We start from the raw sequence: 20,133 nt of genomic DNA, 5'->3' as shown, positions 1-20,133 counted from the left end.
ATACACATGAAGAAAAAAGATCAATTACTCATCAATGCAGCAAAGATTGTAAACGAAGAAGGTATTCAAAAACTCACCATGAGCTATCTTGCAGAAGCTTCAGAAATCACCAAGGGTGGCATACTTTATCATTTTGAAAACAAGGAAGAATTACTCTACAAAATGAATGAAAAAGTCATCAATGAATTTGAGGACAACTTACGTGGTTATATGTCCAATTTAACAGGTCCATATCAATTCACCAGAGCATACGCCATGGCTACCATGGATTACCTAACAGAAAAAGAGAATATTCTATTACCAGCAGTCTTCATTTCATCTCACGAAGATAAGAAAAGTAAAACCTACTGGGAAGAGACAATTAAACGATGGGATGAAGCTTTTGAAAATGATCAAGGGGATCAAAATAAGATACTCGAACTCAGAATGATTTGTGATGGAATTTGGTTCACTTTAACTTATAACATCAGTAGCGAATACAAAGAGAAAATGGAGACGGTTGTTAAAAACTATATTCAGTCACTAGAAAAGGAAGTGAATTAAATGCCATACATTTATTTATTAGGTGCAATTTTATCTGAAGTATTCGGGACTACCATGATGAAACTGACAGCAACAAGTGATAACAAACTCTATATTGTCGGAATTGCAGGCGGTTATATACTCGCATTCTTTTTACTTTCACTATCATTAATCAGCTTACCATTAAGCTTTGCTTACACCGTTTGGAGTGGGGCAGGTACTGCATTCACAGCCATGGTCGGATTTTTAGTATTCAAAGAACAAATCACAAAAAATGCACTCATCGGTATCATCTTAATTATTGTCGGTGTTGTGCTGATGAGAGTATAAGGAGAGAACTATGAAACACTTTTTAATATTAATCACATCGATACTATTTGAAGTATTCGCAACATCCATGTTAAATCTATCTGAAGGATTTACGGTTCTAGTCCCCACAATTGCTATGTTTATAGGTTACGCCGTATCATTTACCTTATTAGTTATGTCATTAAAAGGTATACCACTAAGCATTGCTTACAGTGTTTGGGCCGGACTTGGTACAGTCGGTACAGCCATAGTCGGTATCTTCTTATTTAATGAAGTGCTTACCCTAATCAATATTAGCGGTCTAGTTATTATTATAGTCGGGGTTGTCATTATGAACATGTCTAAGAAAGAAGATAGTCGTGCTGACTGTGTGGTTTAACCTATGAATGATTACTCGATTTATGTAGTGGTATATATACACTAGATCCTATACGACTGGAGTGAATTGATGAAGTATTTATATTCTTTTTTACTCGGACTACCATTTTCTTTAGTATTCTTTCTAGTGATAAACTATTTAAATGACAATAGATTAATTTTCATTATTAGTATCATATTGCTTATCAGTTTGATTAGAGTGATTGCTAATCCAATATTAAAAAAGCTTTCTGATAGTGAAAAATTTGAATCATCACTGTCACTAGTATTCTTATTAGGTTTAGCAGGTCCTTTATTCATTCTACTAACCCTTATCTAACACTAACCCCGAGTTGCTGGGAAGAACAACTCGGGGCTTTTAGTGCTTATCGCCTAATCTTTCCTTTGTAATTCAAGCCAGTGCTTGAACAGTTGGACGATACATCCTACGATGACCGGTCCAACAAAATATACAAAAATAGCGTCCATGAACTCCACCCCCTCCCGGAACATATTTAGCCCGGGAAGAATAGGCGATATAATAATTATAACAAAAATAGAACGTATGTTCGATATATAAATAGAACTTTCCTTAAGTCTCATAAAGAAACGTTTCAAACTGGTAATTTTATATTGCATATGTTAAATTATAGGTAACAAAAATAGTGTACATGACTTCACACGAACCACCAAACGCTGGGAAGAGCGTTTGGTGGTTTTTTAATCGGAGTTAAAATTCACCATCATTATTTATATGTATCTATTATGGTATGTTATAGGTATTAATTGTTTGGAGGTGTTAACAACTGAATAAGGAAAATGAAAAAGTTGTTTTTTATAAAAGGGTAGGTAAGTGGTGGATACTTATTATTGGTATCGTTCTCTCAATAATTGTCTTGCTTATTGGTGTGTTTACAATAGAAGGATTTCCTACTGAGATGTATACATCATTTGCAGCGTTTATTATGTTAATATCTACAGCAATTTTACAAAACATTGATCTTTCTTTGCAAAGAGAAGATTTAAAACTTAACAGAAAAGCTTTAGAAGAACAACGTGAAGAAATGCAAAAACACACAGATGAATTTTCTAAGACAAATGAAAGTAACAAGGAAAGCCTTGAAATGCAGAAGTTTTTCGAGCTAATAAGACTGAAAGAAGATCTTTATGTTGAAATTATAAAAAATAAAAATACAAACAATATAAATGCTTTGGAACACTTTAATGCATCAGCTATGCGAAAAATAAAAAATCAGGCTAAAAATGAACTAGCCCTTAAATTCAATAACTTTAGAGGTCAATTTGGGTTACATCATATGAATGATGATGATATTAAAGCTTATTACATTAAATGTAATGATGAAAACAAAGTGATTTTTCTAAACGCAACTGACAAAGCCATTAAAGAAACAGATATATTTTCTAATACTAAAGATGGAACGGAAAATTCAATTAAAAAACTGTACAAATACAATGAATTGTTAGAAAGAATGACTGATGAAGGTACTAAGGGATGGGTTCATCAATTCCAAGGCCCTCTTAATATATCGACCATGCTTGTTAAAAACTCAATGGAATATTTTTATGGTAGACCGAAATTACAAACAACTATTAAAGACATTTATAGTGGTTTACTTACAGAGGATGAAATACTTTTATACAGAATCATAGATAGAAAACTTACTCCAGAAGATTTGTTTGGATTAGAAGATGCAGATTAATGCATCTTTTTTTTACTATAAAAAATCTCTGCTTTATATGTTTCTTAGAATCAATTTTCTAAAAAAATATAAGTGTTATAACTCAACAATAAATTTAGATTCATGCTAAAATAGAACATATGTTCGATTTAGGAGGATCTAAATGTATCAATTATATAACTATAATCTATGTCCACAGCGTCATATCTTCTGTGTAGATTTAAAAAGCTTCTTCGCCAGTGTATCTTGTATATTAAAAGGCTTAGATCCTATGAAGGTAAAACTCGCCGTCGTCGGAGATACGAAAAGTATTGGTTCTGTTGTACTCGCAGCAACTCCAGAATTAAAAAAGATTGGCATTAAAACAGGATCTAGATTATTTGAAATTCCTTCAAGAAGCGATATTTATATCATCAATCCATCTATGAAAATATATCTAGATTACACCAAACGCATTACAGAAATTGCTTTGAAATACGTTGCGCCAGAAGATTTTCATCAGTATTCAGTTGATGAGTTCTTTATGGACGTCACACACAGCTACAAACTCTTTGCAGATAGTCCAAAAGCACTTGCTAAACTTATAAAAGATGAAATCTATGAAAAGACAAAGATTGGTTCTGCCATTGGTATCGGAGATAACATGTTGCTCAGTAAAGTTGCCTTAGATATTGAAGCCAAGCACATGCCGGACGGTATCACAGAATGGCGTTATCAAGATGTTCCAGACAAACTATGGAATATTAAACCACTGAGTAAGTTTTGGGGCATTAACCACAGAAGTGAAAAGAAACTCAACCAACGTGGCATATTTTCTATAGGAGACTTAGCAAAATATCCCCATACTCATTTAAAAAGAGACTTCGGTATTGTTGGTGTAGACTGGCACTTACATGCTAACGGCATTGATTTTAGTCAGATTAGCAACAAGCACGTCGTCCATTCACCATCCATTGCGAAGAGCCAAATACTTATGAGAGATTACCAATTCGAAGAAACCTATGTAGTTTTATTTGAACATATCGATGAAGTCGTCCATAGAATGCGTTTGATGAAACAACTTGCAAGAACCGTCGCTTTTACACTCGGTACCAAAGACGGTCATATATATAGAAAGCAATTTACCATTAAAGAAGGATCTAACAATGAAATGGATATTATGAAATTGGTTTGGAAACACATCAACAGAATCGCCGATCCCTATGAACTTTACAGAACCATCTCAGTCTCACTATCGAACTTTATACCAGACAGTGCCAAGCAGATTTCACTCTTTCAAGACCCAGACAAATTATTAAGAGAAGAAGCCCTAATGAAGACAATAGACGCTCTAAAAGAAAAATATGGACAACTGTCTATTATGCGGGCGATTAGCTGTACAGAAGCCTCTACCTTAAAATTGAGAGAAGGTTTGATAGCGGGGCATAAAAGGTAGAGGGACAATTTAAAAAATTGAAGGAGAGTGTACATATGAAAGATGATTACACTTATGTATCTATGGAATTAAATACACAGGTCAATACAGATTTAAAAATTATTGAAGGTAAAGGAAAGATTAGAAGCTATAATGATGATGACACATATGAAGATATAGGGTTCTTTACAGTATCTATAATGAATATATACAACTTGACTGAGACGAATTTATTTGATGTGTTTGATTCTGTAAATGATGCATTAAGTATATATGAGTATCTTAAGCCACAAATTGATGATAATGATTTTGAAATTGAAGGAATGAACTGGGGATCTTTAATGGTAATTGGTATGATGAATGTCAACAAAAATCACAGAAATAAAGTTATTGGTTCGCAAATATTAAAAGAAATATTAAAGTGGGGTAAGATTGCTGATATGGGTTGTATTATCCTACAAGCCTCAGCATATGAGTCGGAAAAAGAGAATAAGTTAAATGAGTCGAAAAGATTAAAAGAGTTTTACGAGAAAAATGGTTTCCTAGAGTTATCAGAAGACCCAGATAGCCAAGGTTTTTTAATGTACTATGATTTTACTCATGTTTAAGAATTTAAAAAGTTGACCCCCTTCTTCTATTTTATCCTCTTTAGGTTTAATAAAGACCGGAAAGGTAATTATAAGAGATAGAGGGACAGTAAGGAAGTGATGATATGCGGATTACGATATTGATATTATCTATCATCAATTTAATATATTTGATTACTACATTTGCAGCCAATCAACCAAATAATATTTACCTATCACCATTAGGCTTACCATTCTACAACGCAATCGTTTTAGCACTTTTAAGTGTCGTAATTTTACTCATCAGCAAAACAGGTGAGGGAAGCGCTAAAAAATTAAGTCTCTTTACGATAGGGATTAATATTATTGGAATATTCCTAGTAAGAATACTATTTTTATAAAACTAGGCTAGATGATTATATGTAATAAGACCTGATTTTCAGTATTGAAAGTCAGGTCTTTATATTTTCAGAGTCATAATTATTTAATCGCTGTTTAGTTTTATATGCATCTGCAAAAGAAAGTAAAATTAAAATCCAAAAGACTATATTATTGATTCTAAAAACACTCTCACTACCACCAGGGGATACGATATTTAATATAACTACTAATACTAAAACATAGAAAGTAGAATTTATTTGGAATTTATAAGTTTCTTTTAAGCCTTCATACTCAGTCTGACGAGAACTTACAAAAATCGACAGTCCAATTAATCCTAAAATAATTACGAGAACGAAAGACCTATTTAAATTTATAGGCAGTACACTAGAGTAGAAGTCGAGAATGATAACACCAGTTGCCAAAATTAGTACTATTATCCTTAAGTATTTATTCATATAACATCATCCTATTAAAAGTTTATTAATAGTAGTTTAGGCTAATAATTAATAACGTGATTTTTATATACAAATACCCTATTTCGGGATAGGAAAACAGTAAAGAAAATGGAGGCAAACAAGGTAATGAAGCGTATAGGAAGTCTAGTTGTTGTGCTTATGCTTGCTGCATGTAGTGGAGAAAATGAAGGTACAGAAGATCAGGAAGCTGTGAACTCTGAAGAAAATACTCAAGAAGTTGAAGATGACGAAGTTGCTGATCAAGAGACAGACATAGCTGAGGAAAAAGCATCAACAGAATCAGAAGCTACAGAAGAAAACGAAGAGGTAGAACAAGTAGAAGAAGAACCGACTGAATCTGAAACAGAAACTGAGGTCGAAGAAAATAATGGTGAAGTCGCAGAGACTCCAGAATTTACCGCTCATGAATTCAGTGAGGAAGAAAAACAGGCAATGAATGATGAATTTTACAACTGGGCAGTGGAACGTGCAGAAATAGGTGGTATGGCTGTTACTCCATTCTTCTTTACACATGGTGCTGCAGGATCGGGCGATTGGTATGCAAATACACCAGATGGAGAGGCACAAGTTCAAGATTTTAATAATCCAGGTTTTGACCATTTTGATATGCATATAATTGGAGGCGTCGCATTCTATCAACCATCAAGCGGTATAGTTGGTACGGACGACTTAGACAGAGTTCCAGGGACTGCTGAAGGATATAGTAATATAGCTGTACCAGAAACTAACATTCATAAATATATTCTTGTAGATAATGGTGTTGTATACGAGTTAATCGCACCTAAAGAAAATATGGCATTTTCAGCAGGTTTCGGTGAGTACGCAGATGATGGGACAAAAGATGGTGGAATTCCAACGGACAAAGACTTCGAAGTCTCCGGTGACCAAGAAGCACAAAATGAATGGCAGAAAATACTATGGGAATATCAATAGATAGATTTAACTTGTAAAAAAGGAGAAATAAAAAAATGGAAGCTAGTAAGATTAAAGAAATGTTAGATGATTTAGATTCACTTCCATACAAAAAAGTACTATTTAACGGATCATGGGGAATTGGTAAAACTAAGCATATTTTGGAAGCGGTTAAAGAGAATGAACACTATATATATATTTCACTATTTGGTAAGAAAGAAATTAATGACGTATATGAAGAAATATACTATCAAATCGTTTCAAAGTTTAGGGGGAATACAGAGAAATTATTAAACATTGCTGGAGACTTAAAGTACTCTCAATTTGGTTTTAGTATCTCAGTTCCTATAGTAAAAGATGTACTTAAAAAAAATACAAAAAAATTTAGAGGGAAATAAAAGAATAATAATATTTGATGATCTGGAAAGAAGAACCGAGAGCTTAGATATTAAAGAGGTATTAGGATTAGTAGATTATTTAACCAGTGGTAAATCTATAAGAGTTATATTAGTCTCATCTATTGATAATTTACCAGAGAATGAAAAGGATATTTTTAATGCGTATTCAGAAAAATCTATTGATAGAATATACGAGATCACATCATATTCTAATGGAGCGCCTGAGAATATACTAGGAAATGAAATATGGAATAGTATTAAACCAATTTATCACGAGAATTCAAAGACAAATTTACGGACAATGGAAAAAGTTAAATACTTTATAGATGAAATAGAAACGAAAAATAGTGACATTGAATATAGTCATAAATTTAACAAGCAAGATTTATATTTAATATGTGGTGCAGTCATATTATTTGTGGTTGAGCACAAGAAAGAATTAGTAAAAATAGACAAAATTGAGAAGGAGAGCATGAGAAAATCAGCAAAGAGGCATTATGAAAAACCGGAGAATAGATTTGAATATATAAACAGTTATATTATTGGAAATAAACTAAATAATGATATGATGAAAAACCTCACATCGATTTTACTAAGTTGGTTTATGACAGGAGAAATTAGAGAGGAAAAATTAGTGAAAGTGAAAAAACAGGTTGAAGCTAATAATTTTGAAAAAATTCCATTATTTATGTCGGAAAAAGAATTAATGAAAGAGATAACTGATATCACTTCGTACACTGACAGAGGTGAAGGATATATTTCACTACATAGTTTTTTAAAACGATTAGACGAATTAGCTTATATTGCTGAACAAACTAAATTAGACTTTAAACACGATGCATGTGACATAGTGGATTGGATATTTAATAAGACAAATTTCATAGATTATTATGAGGTGTTACCTCATAATATTTTGTTAGTAAAACAATCTAAATTTATTGTTAATGTCTTGGATAATTTAAATTATCAGTATTTGAAAAAATATAATCAAAAAATAACAGAGAAATTAATAATGAATAGGGACAAAGGATTATTAAATAGAATTGATGTGTTTGAAAATCTGAAAGATCTTCATAGATTACTCATTTATTACGAGTATAAAGATGAAGAACAAAAGTTTTTAAGTAATTTGAAAAATAACGAATGGTATTTTCCTCTTCCCTATGGAGAAATCAAAGAAGAACATTGGACATATTGTCATTTGTTATTAAGTGCTATTAATCAGCTAAGTGACAAACGTAGAGACATTAAAAAAGATGCAGTGGATTTCTTTGAAGAAAAGATAGAAAAATCGAAAGATGAAATATTTAAGTACAGAATGAGGTCACTGATTAATCAATATTTAATCAGTTAATACTAATTAATTAGCAAAGTGAATAATTGAGAAGAGCCTAAATATTGTGGTTAATGTAGCCATTGTATTTAATCTCAAAAATCTTTATGAAGAGGGGAAAGTATGTATGAGTGAGGAAAATCTGTTTCAATTAACGTATGTTGGGTTTGGAGCAATAGTTACCTTAGTTAGCGCAGTATTAATATACTTTTTACAACAATTAATATACAGATATTTAAAACGGAGAGGTGAAATATCTGTATATTATAAACACGTGTATAGTAAACATGATGGGAAGTTAGCATCGTTTAAGGAAAGAAAAAACCAATTAACAATCCCACTTTGGCTAGAGATTCACAATAATAAAGAAGTTAATCAAATTATAAGAAATGTTAATTTGGCTCTTTACAACTCTACTGAGGAAGTAGATATAGCAACTCAAAGTAATTACATTGAAAAAGGGTCAGAGATTATATATCTAGGTAATAATGGTTCGTATTCATTTAATCTACCTCCAGAATCTATACAACAATATGAAGTATATTATATCTTTAACAAGACTGACATGAATGCTAAATTTGATTCTATATATTTAACATACTATACTTCAAAAAATAAGAAAGTAGAATCTAAAATTTTCGAGATACAAGATGGATGGGACAGTAAAGAATTAAATATGGATAGAGACTGGATTAAGTCCTAAACTAATGTCTCAATCATATAAGAGCCTTGGTCTGTATTTAACTTATATAATCAGGTTGATATCAATTTAAATCTTAAAAGCAAACATAAAAATCAATCCATTCACTATACCAAAGACCAGCGACAACATTGTCCCAACTAAAACATATTCACTTTCTTTTCTAACAGACTCGCTGGATTTATCCCCAGAGAAGCGGAGAATAGATTTAGCCGCAACTAAGAGTCCTAAGGCTGTATATTGATTCAACATCACAAATGCAATCGTTAATAATCTTTCACAGTAGCCGATCGTCATTCCAATACGGTCGGTTTCTGTATTTTTCTCACCTGATAAAATCTCCAGGATGATTTTTATCAAGCCACCGCTAATTATATACAGAGTAATACCAATCATAATTAATAGTACCATTATTTTCCTCCTGACCCGATTATATCACGGAGCTGATCTACAAGCGCTTCTGAGTTAAGTGAATAGGTAGATTTTACATAATCAATAATCTCAGTTAATTGTTTCACCCGTGACAGTTGGACATGTTTAGAAATTGTCGCCACAGACTTATTTGTCTTTGCTGCAATATCCTTTTGACTCATACCCGTTAGATAATACTGCATCACTTCTTGCTGACTTTCAGTCAAATCTCTAAAGATATCCGTCGCATACATTAAGGAAATTTCTATACCCTTTGTCATATGCGGACTCGCAAAATCCTGCATGTTCGATTTCTTTATAGATTGAAGCGACTCACGAACTGTTTTTATAGACGGATGATTCCAATGCTCAGGATTACCCTCCGGAAAAGGAATATCCACACTATGGAAGCTACACTTTAAAGGAAAGTCCGAAGCGGGCCATAGAACTTTGACGTAAAGTGATAAGAGAGCAGTGTAATACTCCGTATCAGAGAGTATGAATAACTCATCCCCCATGCGATAATTAACATATATTCTATTTTGATCTGTATTTAATTCTTGTAATTTTTCTTCAATAAAAGCAAGATGATCATAAATCTCTTTTGGGGCCTTTGTACTATTAGACACATCCATAATCAACATAGATAAGATAGGAACCATCTCCTTAAACTAGTAAGGATAGTATATAACAATTAGCCTAAAAAAGCGAATTTTATATAATTCGCTTAAATGGGCGAAACTTTTGGATTTCGTTTTGAAAAGCATAAATATAAGGGTATCAGAATGAACGTGGTATAATTAAGTAGTAAAGGAGTCGATTGATATGCTAACCATAGACTCAAAAACGAATAAGCAAATCGTTAAGAATTTAGAACTAGAAGGTATGACAATATCTAAAGAAAAACAGCAGCGGATATTTGATTTAATTAACTCAAATCAGTATATTACTAAAGAAATGATTAGAGAAATTGCCTTAAAAGAAACGTAGAAGTTATATTTGGAGGTAATCCAATGACTAGAATGGAAGAGATTAAAAAATTCGTTATAGTAACCAGTCCAGAGCGAAAAGATAACTTCGAAGAAGAACATATACGCCTAAAAATTGCAGTGATGGTCGTAGAACTGAGAGAAAAATACGAATTATCTCAACAGATGTTAGCAGATAAGTCAGGTGTACCAAAGTCAACGATTGTTCGTATAGAGAACGCGCAAGTGAATACTACAGTTCACACATTAAATAAGCTAGCAAATGCAGTAAACAAAGAAATTAAAATGACTTTAGTCTAAATTTTAGCTGTTATCTTTCATACAGATAACAGCTTTTTATCGACTAAAATTATGCCTAAACTTAGCGATTTTAGGGAATTCTTTTAATAAGGTAAAATTGATTTTGCTTTGAGATGAAACTACTTGTGAAATCTGTTACTATATTAGAGATTAAGAATTGATGAACGGGAGTGCCATTATGCAATTTACAGAATTAAGTTTAGCTGAGTTTAATGACTTTACGAGAGAGAACTTCAGTCATTTCACTCAAACTGAAGAGAACTACCAATTAAAAGTAGACAGTGGCATCGAGACTTATTTAGTCGGTGTTAAAGATCAAGACACAGTAAAGGCAGCGTGTTTAGTCACTTTAACACCAGTAATGAAGGTTTTTAAATACGCATATACAAACAGAGGACCGGTTTTAGATTATAGTGATGAAGCGGTATTCAATACATTTTTTGAAGGTCTCACAAACTTCTTAAAACCTAAAAAAGTGTTATATCTTAGAGTCGACCCTTATGAAGTGATTAACAAACGTAATCACGAAGGCGAGATTATTGAAAGTATGGAAAACGACTATATCTTCGATAACTTTAAAGCACTCGGCTATAATCATGACGGCTTTAGAAACGGCTTCGACCCGATTGTGCAAGTGCGTTGGCATTCTGTCTTAAATTTAACAGATAAAGACGAAAAACAAGTTTTTGATGACATGGATAACCTAAGACGAAGAAACATTAAGAAGGCTGAAAAACATGGTCTACACATTAAATATTTAAACCTAGACAACATTGATATCTTCCGTAAATTTATGAAAGATACATCAGAGATGAAAGCCTTCTTTGATAGAGATGACAGCTTTTACATTGACCGTAAGAAGTACTTTAAAGACCAAGTGCTAATTCCTATGGTTTACGTAGACCTTGAAGACTATACTGAGTCCATTGCTAATGACAAAGCTAAGATGCAAAAGAATATAGATAAGGCACAAAAAGCCTTAGACAGAGATCCAGACAACGAGAAAAATCAAAACAAAATTAAGAATCTAACAGAACAAATTGAAAACATAGATGCGAAGTTACAAGAAGGGGAAGAACTCCTACAGACACATGGTAAAGAATTGCCACTATCCAGTGCCTACTTCATTGTCACACCACACGAAGTGACCTATCTTTCCGGTGGTACAGACAATGACTTTAGACACTTTGCGGGATCATATCTCATCCAGTGGACTATGATTAAATATGCATTAGACCAAGGTATAGACCAATACAACTTCTATGGAATCAGTGGAGATTTCACTGAAAATGCCGAAGACTACGGCGTGATTCAATTTAAGAAAGGCTTTAATGCGGTCGTTAATGAGTACATCGGAGACTTCATTAAGCCAATCAACGGACCAGCTTATAAAGCCTATCAAGCAATTAACAAAATAAGAGGATAAGATAGACAGCCTAATCAGAAAGATGATTAGGCTTTTTATTCTTGTTTACCGGTAGATGGCTCTCATTGACCTATAAGATAGTTATTTTGGCAGATGTGCCGTGACATTGTCCACTAAACAAGATAATCAGGCAGATGTCATGCGGCACTGTCCACTAAACAGCACTTTATCATGCTAAAACTTACGCCATACTGTGATATAGTTGAATTAAAGCATATAAGAAGGTAAAATATTTTATTGATTAAAAGAAGACTTTTAAGAGAGAGTGAAATTATGAAATTCTTGGAACTTACTGATGAGGAATATCAATCTTTTATAGAGGAAGGGCATGAGTCAGCCTTCTTCCAGATGATAGAAAATAAAAAGAACCGTGAAATGGATAGGCAAGAGGTAAAATTAGTCGGTGTGAAAGACGATAGTGACAAAGTCATTGCTGCTTGTCTATTCACCTTGCAGCCAACGGTAATGGGTAAATATTTCTATTACTCTAACCGTGGACCGGTCTTAGATTACCACAATCTCGACCTCGTTAGATTCTTCTTTGAAGGTTTAACGGATTATTTAAGTCAAAATAAATGTTCTTACGTTAAAGTCGATCCAAACTGGATATACAAAAAGTACGACAAGGACGTTAATGAAAAAACGGACTATGAACCAAAAGATGATGTCATCGAGCTTTTAGAATCTCTTGGTTATGCACATGAAGGCTTTACACGTGGCTATTCTAAAACATCTCAAGCGCGTTGGATGAGTGTCTTAGATATGTCTCCATTTAATAACGAGCAGGAACTCATTAAATCATTCGATTCCCAACGTAAACGCAATATGAAAAAGGTTCAAAAGTATGGCGTAGAGCTTAGGTTCTTAGAAGTAGATGAGATTGATAAGTTTGTGAAGCTTTATGCTGACACATCTGAGCGTCAAGGATTCTTTACACACCCTGATCCAAAACGCTATTTCTCTAACTTTAAAAAAGCCTATGGAGACAAGGTTTTAATTCCATATGCTTATATTGAGCTAGACAAATACGTCTCGAATTTAACAAGTGAATTAGAAGATGTTGAAGGTCGCTTAGTTACTATGCAAGCTAAAGAAAACAAAAACGATAAAACACTCAATAAGATTAAAGAGTTAGAAAAACAAGTAGCAAACTTAACGAAAGATTTAGAAGATGCCAAAGTCATTCATGACAAGGAAGGTAACGTCTTAGATCTTGCTGCTGGAATCTACTTCGAAACACCTTACGAACTCGTTTATAACTCAGGAGCGAGTACGTCTGAGTATCCACAGTTTGTTGGGCCATACAAGATGCACTTAGAAATGATGAAGTATTGCATAGACAATAATATCGACAGATATAATTTCTATGGTGTCAGCGGGGACTTCTCAGAAGACGGGGAGGACTATGGTGTGTATAGATTTAAGCGTGGATTTAACGCTGAAATTGAAGAACTTGTAGGTGACTTTGTAAAAGTCATTGCACCATTCCAACACAACGTTTATAAAGTGAAAGCAAAACTCGGACTCAATAAGTAAAATAGAGAAGGGTTGGTCCAGAAATGGAAGTAAAACCAATATCAGAACAAGAATTTAAAACATTTCTTAAGGATTATGATGGTCACATGCACTATTTTCATGACGAAATGTTCTATGATTACATTTCTAAGGTTAATGAGACCCATCTGTTAGGGCTTCTTAACAATGAAACGGTCATAGGCGTAGCCATGCTGAGTGCGACATCTGTCCTAAAGAAATTTAGGCTATTTACATCCCATACTGGGCCTTTATTAAAAGATTTTTCTAATGACAAATTAGAATTTTTCTTAAAAGAAATTGACCAGTATGCAAAGAAAAATGGTGCACTACAGATGATTCACTCACCATATACGGTCTATCAAATGCGTGACCATGACGGTAACATTCTAGAAGATGATAGCCGAAATAATTACAATATTATTAAAATCTATGAGGAATTAGGCTATAACCATCACGGTTTTACAACAGAGCTGATCACGGAAGAACTACTGAGATATCAAGCAGTTATTGATGTGGATAAGCCGCTTGATGACATCTTAAAACAGATGGATACGACGACGCGCTACAATACCCGTCAAACTGAGCTTATGCCTTTAGAACTGAGACTTTTAGAAGAAGATCAGTACGATAAGTTTATTGACATTTATAAGGAAACAGAGGAAAGAATCGGTTTTGATCCAGTGCCAAGAGAGAAGGTTAAAAATCTCTTAAACACTTTAAAAGACCGTATGTTTTTAGTCTTAACCCATGTCAATGTGGATAAATATCTTACTCAATTAGAAAGAGAACGCCAAGAAGAACTTAATAATATCGCTGAAATTGAAGAAAAGACAGCAAATGGTACAGCAACAAAACGTGAGAAAAAACGCATTAATGAACACAAAGAACAATTGGCAAGTAAAGATAAGCGTATAGAAAAAATGGAAAGCTTCAAATCAGAATTCGGTACAGAACTCGATCTATCGGTTGGTATGTATTATTACAATAATCAAGAGATGGTTTATCTGTTTAGTGGTAGTTATCCAGAATTATCCTTCTTTAAAGGTACGAACTTTGCCACTTGGGAAATGATTAAAAAGGCGAAAGAATTGGGCTTAAAACGCTTTAATTTCTTCGGTTTAACTGGAGACTTTACAGAAAACTCCAAGGATTACGGGGTTTACAGATTTAAACGCGGTTACACACCATATATAGAAGAACTTCCAGGCACATTTGATAAGGTATTTAACAAGCCTGTCTACTTATTAGCCAAAAAATTAGGCAAGATATAGCATGAAACCAGGACTGAAAAGTTCTGGTTTTTAAGTAATTATCTTGATGGAATATGTCTGAAATTTCTTTGTATAAAAAAGAGGAGGAAATCTGATGGCAGCCTATGGCAAAAATATGTCGAATACAGATGAGATTATTAACCAACTCATTGAAATAGATGTATCGTGTGGCGAAAGCGCTGTGTCAGCAGAAATATTAATCTTAGGTGGTGCAGCTTTAGCGATTCTACTGGAACAATACGATAGTAGTTTTAGGTCCACTAAAGACATTGATATAGAAATTTTAAGTACTCCGAATAGAGAGATTTTTGAATCGATTTTACGAAGATATGAAGTTGATATAATAAGTGGTATTGTAGAAGTTCCTCCTCAAGAAGATTTCTCGGTGGGAGAGAAATTTGAAGTTAATAAAGAGGGCTTTAAAAACCTGAAAGTATTCGTTCCTAAAATAGAGTTATTAGCATGTACAAAGATATTTAGTAAAAGAGGAAAGGATCTACAGGATTTAACAGAGACAGATCTTCTTTTACATTGTGATAAGGATACATTACGTAAACTAGTAGATGAATATAAGGATTATACTTTAATGTTAGGCTCACCAGATTTAAATTATCATCAATTTGATAGGATTTTAGAGGAAAAGGGTATATAATTACAGATAAGATACGGAGGTGGATCCATGGTTACAAATCAAATGATGAGAGATGTACTTTTAGATGAATATCACATGTTTAAACTTTATGGTACTAAATACCGTTTTGTGACTGTTGAAAAGTCATTGGAAGTATTAAGCCATGTGCATTCACCGGAAGTATTTTCAAACAGAGAGAGTTCTTTAGAACTGGTTACTAAAGAACTCAAAAATGAAGATTTGGATAGGAATAAGGATGTTGCCAAATTATTGAACGTAACATTTAAGCAGCTTAAAACTAGACAAAATCAAACCGATAGCTTTAGAAAAAAAGTAAATGAAAGAAAGAAAGCTAATAAACAAATCACTTTAACATTAGTGAAAAAATGAATTTGATCGATATTCAATTTTTTGAATATCGATTTTTTTATAAAAATAGACTAAAACATTGTTTATCGGGTAAATGTACACTGAATATCTATAAGGAGGTATTATTTTGAATTCATCGCAACCAATTAATATTGAACTTGCTGAACTAAAAGAACAGCCGAATCGTGCATTTGAGACCGCAAAGAAAGAAAAACGCGTTGTACATGTCATGGATGGAGATCAATTAGCTGGTGTATTAATGAGCAAAGCACAATACGAATTTGCCTTAGATGAGATTGAGTCATTGTACGATGTAATTGATGAACTCACTGTAAGTGATAGTATTGCAAACTCAGATGAGAAAACATTTTCAGTAGATCATGATGACTTTGAAAGAATAAAAGATATGCAATTGTATGAAGAATGGGATTAAGTGTTAATTTTAAGATATTTAATCCCTCTCTTTTAAAATCCATATTAAAGTTTACATAACATATATTATAGGAAGTTATATATTTATCAGAATAGAGCCCCTATTCACGTGAATATGATGTTTTATAATCTATATTTCGGATAAATAATATATGTAAGATGATTGATAATATTTTAGGAGGTTATAAATATGGCACCATTCTTTAAAGTTTATCATGACGATGAAAGAATTCAGGAAGATATCAATATCTTAAAATCAAACAAGATTGATAAAGAAAATATCTATGTATTAACACATGATGACGATCGAACAGATCGTATTGCAAAAAATGCTGAAGCCAACACGATTGGCGCAAAAGAACAAGGTTTAGCCGACGCAGTTAAATCAACTTTTGAAAAACAAGGTGACGAATTAAGAAATAAATTCGAAAGCATTGGTTTTTCTAAAGAAGAAGCGTCAGAATATGAAGCAGAATTAGACAAAGGTGCAGTATTCCTAATTGTCACTGAATCATATGGTGTAGACTTAGAAGCACTAATTGGATAAAAATTTGAAGCCATATCCCCTACTTTTTTGGGATATGGCTTTTTTGTTAGATTAAGTTTTTATTGTTCTCCTGTGAAGCCGCTACCTGCCTCTATATCAATCAGCCAATGCCGTTTTAACATAAATGCACGTTCGGTTGCAGCAGTTGCCGCAATAATCGCGACAGCAAAATTACCCCAGAATGATAGAGAAATCGGAGATGTAAATTTTCCAATATTTTCAGCTACCCACGGAATTTCTGTCAGTGTTTCTGTTAGTTGAAGCACGGTCAACACTAAAGAAATCAACAGGATAATTATTGCTAAGATGCCTATAAAATTACTGATGACTGGAAACCGCTGATGAAACCCTCTTCTAAATCCTCTTACCGAGTTTTTATCAGGATAGACTGAAAAGACTGCATCTTGATCAGAAACATAATTAATTTTATTAATACCACTCGTACTATTTTTAACTTCGATCATGCCATCATCAACTGGAAATACAGCTGGGAGTTTAGAAAAAGCAATATGTCTTCCTTCTTTATACAGGTCTACAGAAGGTTCTTCTGAAAAATATCTAGATTTTAAGGCATAGTAAGTCGTGTTCCCATCCGCTTTATTGGTAATTTCTAAGTGAAACAACGAATGCGTAAATATATTCCAAATTTTATAAGGCTTTAAAAGATGACCATCGCCCTCTTTTACTTTCTTCATCTGCTTACGTCGTCTACTTTTCTTAGTTAAACCAAGCATTGAAAACACCCTCTTATAAAATTTCTATAGCCACGAAAAATACCCATAAACACTGAAAAATCAGCGTTTACGGGCTTTCTCTTCCTTGGATTCTCTCACTACTCTTTCTGCTTCTCTAACCTCTTTAGCTTTTCTTCTATTTCTCTTCGCCACCCACATAGATACAGAAATAATTAACGATAAAACAGCTAAGAACACTGCATATCCTAAAAGTGGTTGCCATTCAAGATTTGAATAGAAGTTAGGCAGAATAAATGCCAATGCGCCCATCACGACAATAGTGATAATTGGCATAATATAGTATTTTTTAGGTAAAAATCCGACAAGTATACTTAAAACAATGACTGCTAAAAGTGTATAAATATAAAACTGTACATCATCAACCACTATTCTCACCTCCAGAAATATATACCCGATTTTATAAAAATAATTCATTTATCGTAAGTTATACAATATTCAAAATTTTATGTATAATACTAATATAGAAACAAAGGAATAATATTGGGAGATGATTTAATGTCAGAATTACAGCATCGTTCAGACGTCGATGTGAATTACACATGGGATTTGTCGGTAATATTTAAGAATGATGACGCTTGCCAAGACGCAATTGGAAAAGCGCGAAAGCAAATCGATGCGTTTCAAACTTCACATCAAGGAAAACTTGATTCGGTAGAAAATGCAATTAAAGCCATTGACGATTATCGCAAAATTTTAGAGACAACAGTTTTAATTGGTACATACTCCAACCTTCGATTATCTGAAGATAGAAGTGATGCCGATGCACAAAAACTCGGTGGATTAACAGGGAATTTACAAACAGACTTAAGCTCAAAAACGAGCTTTTTAGATAGCGAACTACTCCAAAAAGATGATGCTTTCCTTAAAGAGATTGGGGATACACAGCCAGAATACGCACACTTTATAGCGGATTTATTGCGTTCTAAACCCTATCAATTAGATGCAAATGTAGAAAAAGCACTCGCCTCTTTCTCTTCTGTATTTGCAGGACCATATGATTTATATCAGAAAACAAAATTACTAGACATTGATTTTGGTACCTTTACTGCTAATGGTGAGGAATATTCTTTATCCTATCTAGCATTTGAAGGTGGTTTAGAGTCTAATCCAGATAAGGAAGTTCGTAGAGCAGCATTCAAAAAATTCTCTGAATCGTTAAGACAATACCAAGAAACGACAGCAGGAACTTATGATATTCACTTAAAACAGGAAAAAGCAGAAGCAGACTTACGTGGTTTCGACTCTGTGATTGATTATCTTTTACACAAACAAAAAGTCGACCGTGAATTATACGATAGACAGATTGATACGATTACAGAAAAATTAGCCCCACATATGCGTCGTTATGCGAAATTATTAAAAGATGTCCACGGCTTAGACACTATGAAATATGAAGACTTAAAGATTCCATTAGATCCAGAATCAGAGCCTGAGATTAGTGTAGAAGATTCACGTAAATATATTTTAGATGCCCTTGGTATTATGGGTGAAGATTATACAGCTATGATCAACAGAGCCTATGATGAACGTTGGATTGACTTCGTTCAAAATAAAGGGAAATCGACAGGTGCTTTCTGCTCTAGTCCATACGGCAGTCATCCGTATATTTTAATCTCATGGTCCTCTTTAATGGAAGAAGTATTTGTCTTAGCCCATGAATTAGGACATGCGGGTCACTTCTATAATGCGAACCGTGCACAAAATATTTTTGATACAAGACCATCGATGTACTTTATCGAAGCGCCAAGTACGATGAACGAGATGTTGATGGCCAATCACTTACTGAAGAATTCAGAAGATCCAGCCTTTAAGCGTTGGGTAATCAGTTCAATTATTTCAAGAACTTACTATCATAACTTTGTTACTCACCTACTTGAGGCAGCCTATCAAAGAGAAGTGTATAAACTTGTTGATAATTATGAGACGGTTACTGCATCGACGCTCAATCAATTAAAACGTGAAGTCATTGAGAAGTTCTGGGGTGAAGATGTTGAAATCACTGAGGGGGCCGAATTGACTTGGATGCGTCAACCACACTACTATATGGGACTATATCCATATACTTATTCAGCAGGACTAACGATTGCGACAGAAATGTCCAAACGTATTTTAAACGATGGTCAACCAGCAATTGATGATTGGTTAAATGTACTGAAGACAGGTGGGAAAGAAAATCCAGTTGAATTAGCGAAGATGGCCGGCATTGATATTACAACTTCTGAACCATTAGAAAATACAATTGCCTATATCGGAGAACTCGTTGATCAATTAGAAGCGTTGACTGAGGAAATCGGTAAATAATTTATTTAGGTATGAAATCCTATAAGTGGATTTCATACTTTTTATTATTTATAAGGATTGTTACGCGCCAATGAACGGGTCACACTGGCGCGAAAAG

28 protein-coding genes are annotated in these 20,133 nt (G+C 33.5%); 22 read left to right on the top strand and 6 right to left on the bottom strand.

Going from position 1 to position 20,133, the window contains the following annotated elements; all coding sequences use genetic code 11:
* Window positions 1-6: 6 nt before the first annotated feature.
* The 4 genes from V6E76_RS08215 to V6E76_RS08200 all read left to right on the top strand — a co-directional run bounded on the left by V6E76_RS08215 (window position 7) and on the right by V6E76_RS08200 (window position 1,528).
* Window positions 7-543: a TetR/AcrR family transcriptional regulator gene (locus V6E76_RS08215; protein ID WP_247352005.1), complete on the top strand. Its 537-nt coding sequence runs from the start codon at window positions 7-9 to the stop codon at window positions 541-543.
* A complete protein-coding gene (locus tag V6E76_RS08210) occupies window positions 544-852 on the top strand; it encodes an SMR family transporter (protein WP_247352007.1) in 309 nt (102 codons plus the stop codon).
* Between the two features lie 10 nt (window positions 853-862).
* A complete protein-coding gene (locus V6E76_RS08205) occupies window positions 863-1,210 on the top strand; it encodes a DMT family transporter (RefSeq protein WP_247352009.1) in 348 nt (115 codons plus the stop codon).
* A gap of 69 nt (window positions 1,211-1,279) precedes the next feature.
* Window positions 1,280-1,528 carry a hypothetical protein gene (locus tag V6E76_RS08200; RefSeq protein ID WP_499797770.1) on the top strand — a complete coding sequence of 83 codons (249 nt, stop codon included), beginning with the start codon at window positions 1,280-1,282 and terminating at the stop codon, window positions 1,526-1,528.
* Between the two features lie 53 nt (window positions 1,529-1,581).
* Here the strand turns inward: V6E76_RS08200 and V6E76_RS08195 are convergent, their stop codons facing one another.
* On the bottom strand, window positions 1,582-1,677 hold the full coding sequence (locus V6E76_RS08195) for a type I toxin-antitoxin system Fst family toxin (protein ID WP_152023464.1): 96 nt from the start codon (window positions 1,675-1,677) through the stop codon (window positions 1,582-1,584).
* 407 nt (window positions 1,678-2,084) lie between these two features.
* Here V6E76_RS08195 and V6E76_RS08190 point away from each other — a divergent pair, with 407 nt between their 5' ends.
* The 4 genes from V6E76_RS08190 to V6E76_RS08175 all read left to right on the top strand — a co-directional run bounded on the left by V6E76_RS08190 (window position 2,085) and on the right by V6E76_RS08175 (window position 5,269).
* Window positions 2,085-2,909, top strand: a complete 825-nt coding sequence (locus V6E76_RS08190) for a hypothetical protein (RefSeq protein WP_499797768.1) — start codon at window positions 2,085-2,087, stop codon at window positions 2,907-2,909.
* 142 nt (window positions 2,910-3,051) lie between these two features.
* Window positions 3,052-4,323 carry a Y-family DNA polymerase gene (locus V6E76_RS08185; RefSeq protein ID WP_247352013.1) on the top strand — a complete coding sequence of 424 codons (1,272 nt, stop codon included), beginning with the start codon at window positions 3,052-3,054 and terminating at the stop codon, window positions 4,321-4,323.
* 35 nt (window positions 4,324-4,358) lie between these two features.
* Window positions 4,359-4,910 (top strand): GNAT family N-acetyltransferase, encoded by a 552-nt coding sequence (locus V6E76_RS08180; RefSeq protein ID WP_247352015.1) that lies wholly within the window; start codon window positions 4,359-4,361, stop codon window positions 4,908-4,910.
* Between the two features lie 104 nt (window positions 4,911-5,014).
* On the top strand, window positions 5,015-5,269 hold the full coding sequence (locus V6E76_RS08175; protein WP_247352017.1) for a hypothetical protein: 255 nt from the start codon (window positions 5,015-5,017) through the stop codon (window positions 5,267-5,269).
* 51 nt (window positions 5,270-5,320) lie between these two features.
* Here V6E76_RS08175 and V6E76_RS08170 read toward each other — a convergent pair whose 3' ends face one another.
* The gene (locus V6E76_RS08170; protein WP_247352019.1) at window positions 5,321-5,704 is read right to left on the bottom strand and encodes a hypothetical protein; all 384 of its coding nucleotides are present in this window, start codon (window positions 5,702-5,704) and stop codon (window positions 5,321-5,323) included.
* Between the two features lie 126 nt (window positions 5,705-5,830).
* On the opposite strand from V6E76_RS08170, the gene V6E76_RS08165 reads away from it, so the two are divergent.
* From V6E76_RS08165 to V6E76_RS08150, 4 genes are all read left to right on the top strand, one after another.
* Complete coding sequence (locus V6E76_RS08165; protein WP_247352021.1) at window positions 5,831-6,658, top strand: hypothetical protein; 828 nt, start codon at window positions 5,831-5,833, stop codon at window positions 6,656-6,658.
* Window positions 6,659-6,693: 35 nt separating this feature from the next.
* The gene (locus V6E76_RS08160) at window positions 6,694-7,035 is read left to right on the top strand and encodes a hypothetical protein (RefSeq protein ID WP_247352023.1); all 342 of its coding nucleotides are present in this window, start codon (window positions 6,694-6,696) and stop codon (window positions 7,033-7,035) included.
* Window positions 6,995-8,389 carry a hypothetical protein gene (locus tag V6E76_RS08155; RefSeq protein WP_247352025.1) on the top strand — a complete coding sequence of 465 codons (1,395 nt, stop codon included), beginning with the start codon at window positions 6,995-6,997 and terminating at the stop codon, window positions 8,387-8,389. Before V6E76_RS08160 ends, V6E76_RS08155 begins: the two co-directional genes overlap by 41 nt.
* 106 nt (window positions 8,390-8,495) lie before the next feature.
* Complete coding sequence (locus V6E76_RS08150) at window positions 8,496-9,071, top strand: hypothetical protein (protein WP_499797767.1); 576 nt, start codon at window positions 8,496-8,498, stop codon at window positions 9,069-9,071.
* Window positions 9,072-9,137: 66 nt separating this feature from the next.
* Here V6E76_RS08150 and V6E76_RS08145 read toward each other — a convergent pair whose 3' ends face one another.
* Together V6E76_RS08145 and V6E76_RS08140 are read right to left on the bottom strand one after the other, a co-directional pair.
* Window positions 9,138-9,479 carry a hypothetical protein gene (locus V6E76_RS08145; protein WP_247352029.1) on the bottom strand — a complete coding sequence of 114 codons (342 nt, stop codon included), beginning with the start codon at window positions 9,477-9,479 and terminating at the stop codon, window positions 9,138-9,140.
* Window positions 9,479-10,108 carry a helix-turn-helix transcriptional regulator gene (locus V6E76_RS08140; protein WP_499797765.1) on the bottom strand — a complete coding sequence of 210 codons (630 nt, stop codon included), beginning with the start codon at window positions 10,106-10,108 and terminating at the stop codon, window positions 9,479-9,481. Before V6E76_RS08140 ends, V6E76_RS08145 begins: the two co-directional genes overlap by 1 nt.
* Window positions 10,109-10,304: 196 nt before the next feature.
* Here V6E76_RS08140 and V6E76_RS08135 point away from each other — a divergent pair, with 196 nt between their 5' ends.
* The 9 genes from V6E76_RS08135 (at window position 10,305) to V6E76_RS08095 (ending at window position 16,980) form a co-directional block, all read left to right on the top strand.
* On the top strand, window positions 10,305-10,469 hold the full coding sequence (locus V6E76_RS08135; RefSeq protein ID WP_247352034.1) for a hypothetical protein: 165 nt from the start codon (window positions 10,305-10,307) through the stop codon (window positions 10,467-10,469).
* Window positions 10,470-10,492: 23 nt separating this feature from the next.
* Window positions 10,493-10,768 carry a helix-turn-helix domain-containing protein gene (locus V6E76_RS08130; RefSeq protein ID WP_247352036.1) on the top strand — a complete coding sequence of 92 codons (276 nt, stop codon included), beginning with the start codon at window positions 10,493-10,495 and terminating at the stop codon, window positions 10,766-10,768.
* A 178-nt stretch (window positions 10,769-10,946) separates the two neighbouring features.
* Window positions 10,947-12,194: an aminoacyltransferase gene (locus V6E76_RS08125; protein WP_247352038.1), complete on the top strand. Its 1,248-nt coding sequence runs from the start codon at window positions 10,947-10,949 to the stop codon at window positions 12,192-12,194.
* Between the two features lie 273 nt (window positions 12,195-12,467).
* Window positions 12,468-13,730, top strand: coding sequence for an aminoacyltransferase (locus V6E76_RS08120; protein WP_247352040.1), 1,263 nt, complete (start codon window positions 12,468-12,470; stop codon window positions 13,728-13,730).
* Between the two features lie 23 nt (window positions 13,731-13,753).
* Window positions 13,754-15,001 (top strand): peptidoglycan bridge formation glycyltransferase FemA/FemB family protein, encoded by a 1,248-nt coding sequence (locus tag V6E76_RS08115; RefSeq protein WP_247352042.1) that lies wholly within the window; start codon window positions 13,754-13,756, stop codon window positions 14,999-15,001.
* Window positions 15,002-15,095: 94 nt separating this feature from the next.
* Window positions 15,096-15,653 (top strand): DUF6036 family nucleotidyltransferase, encoded by a 558-nt coding sequence (locus V6E76_RS08110; protein ID WP_247352044.1) that lies wholly within the window; start codon window positions 15,096-15,098, stop codon window positions 15,651-15,653.
* 27 nt (window positions 15,654-15,680) lie between these two features.
* Complete coding sequence (locus V6E76_RS08105) at window positions 15,681-16,022, top strand: hypothetical protein (RefSeq protein ID WP_247352046.1); 342 nt, start codon at window positions 15,681-15,683, stop codon at window positions 16,020-16,022.
* Window positions 16,023-16,128: 106 nt separating this feature from the next.
* Window positions 16,129-16,434, top strand: a complete 306-nt coding sequence (locus tag V6E76_RS08100; RefSeq protein ID WP_247352048.1) for a hypothetical protein — start codon at window positions 16,129-16,131, stop codon at window positions 16,432-16,434.
* 189 nt (window positions 16,435-16,623) lie between these two features.
* Window positions 16,624-16,980, top strand: a complete 357-nt coding sequence (locus V6E76_RS08095) for a YflT domain-containing protein (RefSeq protein ID WP_026866266.1) — start codon at window positions 16,624-16,626, stop codon at window positions 16,978-16,980.
* Window positions 16,981-17,039: 59 nt separating this feature from the next.
* Here V6E76_RS08095 and V6E76_RS08090 read toward each other — a convergent pair whose 3' ends face one another.
* Both V6E76_RS08090 and V6E76_RS08085 read right to left on the bottom strand, forming a co-directional pair.
* Complete coding sequence (locus V6E76_RS08090; protein WP_247352050.1) at window positions 17,040-17,714, bottom strand: hypothetical protein; 675 nt, start codon at window positions 17,712-17,714, stop codon at window positions 17,040-17,042.
* A gap of 60 nt (window positions 17,715-17,774) precedes the next feature.
* Window positions 17,775-18,101 (bottom strand): DUF2651 family protein, encoded by a 327-nt coding sequence (locus tag V6E76_RS08085; RefSeq protein WP_247352053.1) that lies wholly within the window; start codon window positions 18,099-18,101, stop codon window positions 17,775-17,777.
* A 129-nt stretch (window positions 18,102-18,230) separates the two neighbouring features.
* Here V6E76_RS08085 and pepF point away from each other — a divergent pair, with 129 nt between their 5' ends.
* Window positions 18,231-20,036, top strand: a complete 1,806-nt coding sequence (gene pepF, locus V6E76_RS08080) for an oligoendopeptidase F (protein ID WP_247352054.1) — start codon at window positions 18,231-18,233, stop codon at window positions 20,034-20,036.
* Window positions 20,037-20,133: the final 97 nt, after the last annotated feature.

The organism is Jeotgalicoccus huakuii (assembly GCF_036665975.1).
GTDB lineage: Bacteria > Bacillota > Bacilli > Staphylococcales > Salinicoccaceae > Jeotgalicoccus > Jeotgalicoccus marinus.
This window is presented reverse-complemented; position numbering and strand designations above follow the sequence as displayed.

Excerpts from the sequence above, each read along its gene's own strand:
- V6E76_RS08215 (WP_247352005.1), top strand. The coding sequence starts at position 7 with ATGAAGAAAAAAGATCAATTACTCATCAATGCAGCAAAGATTGTAAAC.
- V6E76_RS08210 (WP_247352007.1), top strand. The coding sequence starts at position 544 with ATGCCATACATTTATTTATTAGGTGCAATTTTATCTGAAGTATTCGGG.
- V6E76_RS08205 (WP_247352009.1), top strand. The coding sequence starts at position 863 with ATGAAACACTTTTTAATATTAATCACATCGATACTATTTGAAGTATTC.
- V6E76_RS08200 (WP_499797770.1), top strand. The coding sequence starts at position 1,280 with ATGAAGTATTTATATTCTTTTTTACTCGGACTACCATTTTCTTTAGTA.
- V6E76_RS08195 (WP_152023464.1), bottom strand. The coding sequence starts at position 1,677 with ATGGACGCTATTTTTGTATATTTTGTTGGACCGGTCATCGTAGGATGT.
- V6E76_RS08185 (WP_247352013.1), top strand. The coding sequence starts at position 3,052 with ATGTATCAATTATATAACTATAATCTATGTCCACAGCGTCATATCTTC.
- V6E76_RS08180 (WP_247352015.1), top strand. The coding sequence starts at position 4,359 with ATGAAAGATGATTACACTTATGTATCTATGGAATTAAATACACAGGTC.
- V6E76_RS08175 (WP_247352017.1), top strand. The coding sequence starts at position 5,015 with ATGCGGATTACGATATTGATATTATCTATCATCAATTTAATATATTTG.
- V6E76_RS08170 (WP_247352019.1), bottom strand. The coding sequence starts at position 5,704 with ATGAATAAATACTTAAGGATAATAGTACTAATTTTGGCAACTGGTGTT.
- V6E76_RS08165 (WP_247352021.1), top strand. The coding sequence starts at position 5,831 with ATGAAGCGTATAGGAAGTCTAGTTGTTGTGCTTATGCTTGCTGCATGT.
- V6E76_RS08160 (WP_247352023.1), top strand. The coding sequence starts at position 6,694 with ATGGAAGCTAGTAAGATTAAAGAAATGTTAGATGATTTAGATTCACTT.
- V6E76_RS08155 (WP_247352025.1), top strand. The coding sequence starts at position 6,995 with ATGTACTTAAAAAAAATACAAAAAAATTTAGAGGGAAATAAAAGAATA.
- V6E76_RS08150 (WP_499797767.1), top strand. The coding sequence starts at position 8,496 with ATGAGTGAGGAAAATCTGTTTCAATTAACGTATGTTGGGTTTGGAGCA.
- V6E76_RS08145 (WP_247352029.1), bottom strand. The coding sequence starts at position 9,479 with ATGGTACTATTAATTATGATTGGTATTACTCTGTATATAATTAGCGGT.
- V6E76_RS08135 (WP_247352034.1), top strand. The coding sequence starts at position 10,305 with ATGCTAACCATAGACTCAAAAACGAATAAGCAAATCGTTAAGAATTTA.
- V6E76_RS08130 (WP_247352036.1), top strand. The coding sequence starts at position 10,493 with ATGACTAGAATGGAAGAGATTAAAAAATTCGTTATAGTAACCAGTCCA.
- V6E76_RS08125 (WP_247352038.1), top strand. The coding sequence starts at position 10,947 with ATGCAATTTACAGAATTAAGTTTAGCTGAGTTTAATGACTTTACGAGA.
- V6E76_RS08120 (WP_247352040.1), top strand. The coding sequence starts at position 12,468 with ATGAAATTCTTGGAACTTACTGATGAGGAATATCAATCTTTTATAGAG.
- V6E76_RS08115 (WP_247352042.1), top strand. The coding sequence starts at position 13,754 with ATGGAAGTAAAACCAATATCAGAACAAGAATTTAAAACATTTCTTAAG.
- V6E76_RS08110 (WP_247352044.1), top strand. The coding sequence starts at position 15,096 with ATGGCAGCCTATGGCAAAAATATGTCGAATACAGATGAGATTATTAAC.
- V6E76_RS08105 (WP_247352046.1), top strand. The coding sequence starts at position 15,681 with ATGGTTACAAATCAAATGATGAGAGATGTACTTTTAGATGAATATCAC.
- V6E76_RS08095 (WP_026866266.1), top strand. The coding sequence starts at position 16,624 with ATGGCACCATTCTTTAAAGTTTATCATGACGATGAAAGAATTCAGGAA.
- V6E76_RS08090 (WP_247352050.1), bottom strand. The coding sequence starts at position 17,714 with ATGCTTGGTTTAACTAAGAAAAGTAGACGACGTAAGCAGATGAAGAAA.
- pepF (WP_247352054.1), top strand. The coding sequence starts at position 18,231 with ATGTCAGAATTACAGCATCGTTCAGACGTCGATGTGAATTACACATGG.